The organism is Endozoicomonas sp. SESOKO3 (assembly GCF_024606255.1).
The window spans coordinates 1-4,579 of the sequence record NZ_JAHHPR010000131.1 but is presented as its reverse complement, the minus strand read 5'-3'; the positions used below and the strand labels follow the sequence as shown (position 1 = coordinate 4,579).

The window sequence follows — 4,579 nt, the reverse complement described above, 5'->3', positions numbered from 1 at the left end:
TTGCCACCATTGAAGTAGAAAAAGTTGAAGTGAATGGGCGTACCTTCATGCGTCTTATCGCTTCGGGCGATCAGCCCCCTGCACTGCAACGTCTGGGTCAATCACTCTTTGTCAATGATGAAGCCCTGCTGGCGGCAGCCACCTCTGCCTATGTTCAGGTTCATGTCCTGGAAGGGGATATACAACAGCAGGCCCTTAATGATCTGTTGGCACACAGCAAACCTGTCGGCTATGTTGTTCACGTCGAGGATGACACACAGGTTTATCCTGTGCCTGAGGGCTATCCAAAGCTGGAAGTAGCAGAAGCTTCCGGAGAGGTTATTGTTTTCCATGGTCAGAATCCGAATCCCCATGATATCGCCTTTGTAGAAAACCTCCATAAACTTTGGTTAGAAGCCGGGGAGAATAACCCCGCTGCTGCTGCGACACGGGTTAAAAAACATAAGGTCAAAGGCTACCAGTTCGCCATTCTAAGCAGGCAGATGGCACTGTTGGAGGAGTTTGTTGCACGGCACGATGCCGGAGCTGGCAAAGATCAGCCGACGACGCTTACAGACCAGGATAAACTGGCAGTGCATGCGCTTTCCTACTACGAATTTCTTCAGCAGGCATTGTCCAGTGCCATGCCAGCTCAAGCAGTTGAATTTGAATTCACACCAGAGCATGTCAGAGCCAGTTCAACTGTCATCACACCAACCTGGTTGCAGATTCAACTCACAAAACACTTCAGCTTCAAGCCTGCACTTAAAGACCTCCTGATCAATCAGAATTTTGTTAACGGTATTATGAGTCATATACCCGTTGTCGACGAATCACAGCTCGATGTTTTTAACCACGACGAACAGTTTGCTGCCAAAGTCGTGAGCGACACGGCCAGACAAATGGTTGAGTGGGAAAGACAGCTGCAAGAGCACCTGGTCAAAAAAAGCGAACTGATCCGGGTTAAAAACCATTTAGAGCTTGTATCGGAGACAGCCAATGCCAGTGAAGAGGAAAAACTCAGAGCACTTCAACTTAAGCAACAGGCCGGGGATAAGCTCGCACTGATTCGTAAAGTGGCGAAAGAACTGGAAGAACAGTCACAGAAACTTCAGTATGAAGTCGAACGAATCCCGTATCTGCAACGACAACTCCTTGACGCCAGAGAAGAAGCCAGCATAGCTCACAACACTCAACTGGCAGAGGTGCTTGGTATTGACAACTGGGATGGTACCCAGCCAGCAGAAGAACAAGTCAGACTTATCAGAAAAAACATTCATGAAATGCACCAATCAGTGGCCGCAACATTTGCCGCAACAGGACAGCCTGGTCCTGAGGCTGTAAAAGCAAAACTGGCAGCCATTGAAGACCGGTTCGGTATTACTCCGGTGGATGAAAACGATCTGGTAGCCCGCTGTCAGTCCATTCAGCAGTACCAGCACCTGCAACAAAAGACAGAAATGACCGATGCTGGAATCCACAAACTTCTGACCAGGATTCAACATCGGCTCAGTCTGGACCAGGATATCGAAAAGGGTCCGGAAGTCCGTTCCCGGGCCATTCGAAAGCACCCGAAGCAGCAGGCAGCTCAGGCCGGTCAGGAACGTTTTCAGCAACAGACCATCAAAAAAGATACCAAAGATCGGGCTGAAAAAATTAAGACAATGAATGTCAAACAAGAAATCGCTGATCTGAGTGAGCTTAACGAGGGCATCGCAACAGAAGACATCAATGTCCTGAAGTCAACCATTCATACCACGCTTCTCAAGAATGCAGCACTGGAAGAACAACTGAAAGACATCAACACACCTGGTCAGTCCAAAGCCTTGCCTGAAGTTTTTGAGACACTTCGTGCCATGGAAAAAGCTCTGGGAGATAAGAGTCACATCAATGAAAGGGACGATGTGTATCTCAATCGTCAGCTCGTTTCTGAAGACATACGCTTATACGTCAGTGAAGCCAGACTGCGGCAAGAGGCACAGGTCTCGATCATACTGCAACTGCTGGAAGACAGACTCGGTATCAGAGTCAGAATCAGTGAAAGTGATGGCAAGGCAGCAAAACTGGCAAGGGTTCGTGCAAGACTTGATAGCGGTAATGTCTCAAATGACCAGTTGGCTGACATGGACAGGCTCCTCCGTGTTGCAACTGACAGACCCGCTCCGGAGGGGAGTCCGATGCAGGTGGACGTCTTACTCTCTGGCATTCATGATCTTCTCAACTCTTTAAACGAAGAATCGGATCAGCGAGCCAGAATACGACAGGCAATTTATCTTATCGATCTGGAGGTCGCACTGAATATCTTACATCATGAATATCCTGCCGCTAAAGAAAGAGGAAAAAATTTCATAGCTAAACTGGCCAGTGATCTGCAGATAGGGTTTGCAGACGATGCCAATCTGTTCGACCAGCAGCATGCTCTAAGAGACAGAATTAAGGAACTAATGAAAGAAGTAAACGAAACTTATGACGATGAGGGTGTCAAAAGAATCAGAAACAATCAAATGGCTGATCAACTCGAGCTTAGGGACTTTAGAGTTGATGCCGGTATAGACGAGCAGAACAGCCTGATTAAGGCAAAACTTGAACACTTGGATGAAGAAGTGTTTAAAGCCGGTCAGCCTGAGGTTGATGAGCGTATCGCAGCCATTGAAAATGAGCTGGACAGGCAAATGGCTCGCTTGGGGCCTAAGCCCCGATTTGTCCTTGATCGTGATGCCGCCACAGCCAGAGGAGCAATTAAAAATGCTGAAAATGAACTGGCAGCTATTCATCGCAACCTGAAAGAGCTTCGTGGCGAACACCTGATATTTGCGGGGAACCGTGCTGACCTCCAACATATCCCGGATAAAGAAAACGCAGCTCTCAACCAGAGAATGAAAGAAGCTCAGATCGAGTTAGGCCTGGCTGCAAGTGACGAGCAAACCACTGAAGAGCGACTGAAAGACATCAGGCATTTCCTGCTGGAATGCAGCGCAGAAAAACGAGATGAAATCCTTGAGGAACTGGGAATCAAATCAGGTCTGAATATCCAGATAACAGGTGACACCGGTCTGGAGGAAGCATCTGATTACTTGATTGCCATTGCACGCTATACAGATTCTGATGGTCAAAATAAATTCAGTGAAGCATTGGGTAAACTGCTTTACAACAGGAAAAAGTACGCTCAGCTCAGAGACTTACTGCGTGAACACGACAGAAAAAGTATGAATGTAGCCAATGCAATGACTGAAGAGGCTCTTGCACAAGCGGATATGATTCGCAAGCAAAAGGAGATCGAATTTGGAACCAGCGATGAGTTGATTAAAGCCTTACCCAATCTCGAAATAGCTCAGCTGTCTTTAGCCCTGAGCCGCAAAAGTGAGGCTTTATCCAATGCAAAACAAGACTTGGCGGATCATAATGCGCTTCTTGAAGCCACCGAAAAAGCTATGGGTCTTAAACCAGCTCCTGCTGACACCCATGAACAACGGCTTAATGCCCTGAGAAACAGACAGGTACAAATAGGTGGAAACGATGGCTATGGTGGCACTGTCAGACACCTGATTCAGGAACAGAATCATTTGCAAAATAATATTGAATACAGGAAAACAGACATTGAGAGAATGAAGGGGGTCCTGAAGGCAGCAGAGCAAGCCGTCGAGAGTGACCCTGGCCCCTTCCAGTACACGCCGAAACAGGTACAGGTTCTGAACACTATCCACGAGTTCACCCAGCAACATCCTCTCAAAAAACAAGCCCTGGAAGCTGCAATTGGCCTGAGAGAAGCAGCAGTTGCCAGCGGTAAGCAAACACTGTTGCTTCCGACTTTGCATTTTGACGATGGATTTGCTGCGATTCGCTTGCAGGCACAGATCGGAGACAAACTGACGTTTGAACAGGCCAGTCGGATGGTGGAAACTTTCAAGAGCCTGAAGGTCTTCCCGGAATCCACTCTCGAGCCAATAGCAGATCGACCTCAGAGTGCTCTCTCACATGTCCTGACTTTGTCGCTATGGGCCATCTATCAGACAAAAAAAGGGCCCCAACAATACGACGACCTGATTCGCGGCATGGGCAAAACATTCATTCACTTCGTCGAGCATGAACAAGGGGGCCTGAAAGGCTTCCCGGAATACTTCGCCAGCCATTCTGCCAGTGGTTACAATATAATCACTTTGCTCCGTGAAGGCCTGATCAGCAAAGTTGAACTTGAACACTACCTGAAGGCCGTCAGAGGTGCCGGTGTTTATACGGCAATGGGCGAATTTGAACACTTTATTGGCAGCAAACACGGTGTCCATGTGCCCCAGTTCAGGAAGCTCGTCCAGATGCTGTCCGATAAGGGTGCCGAGGAATTTATGCAGAGCGCCTTTATTCCTGTGACCCCGACTGCAACCGGCCCGACAGGTATGAAAGAGTCTGTTGCCGGTATGAAAGAGTATGCAGCAGCTGTCATCGCCAACTACGTGCTGGATGATATTGCCTTTGACAATGGCCGCAGGACGGCAGCATTTCTTGCCAATGTTCAGGATACCCTGACGCGTTACGCCAATGCTGCTGGCCTGTCTGAATCAGAGCTGATCAAGGCTATCCATGACACATTGATGCAGACTCATGC

Annotated in this window: 1 protein-coding gene; it reads left to right on the top strand. The window is 48.3% G+C overall.

Going from position 1 to position 4,579, the window contains the following annotated elements:
- The coding region (locus KDK18_RS02310) for a hypothetical protein (RefSeq protein WP_257252908.1) at positions 1-4,579 on the top strand (4,579 nt) is incomplete at both ends.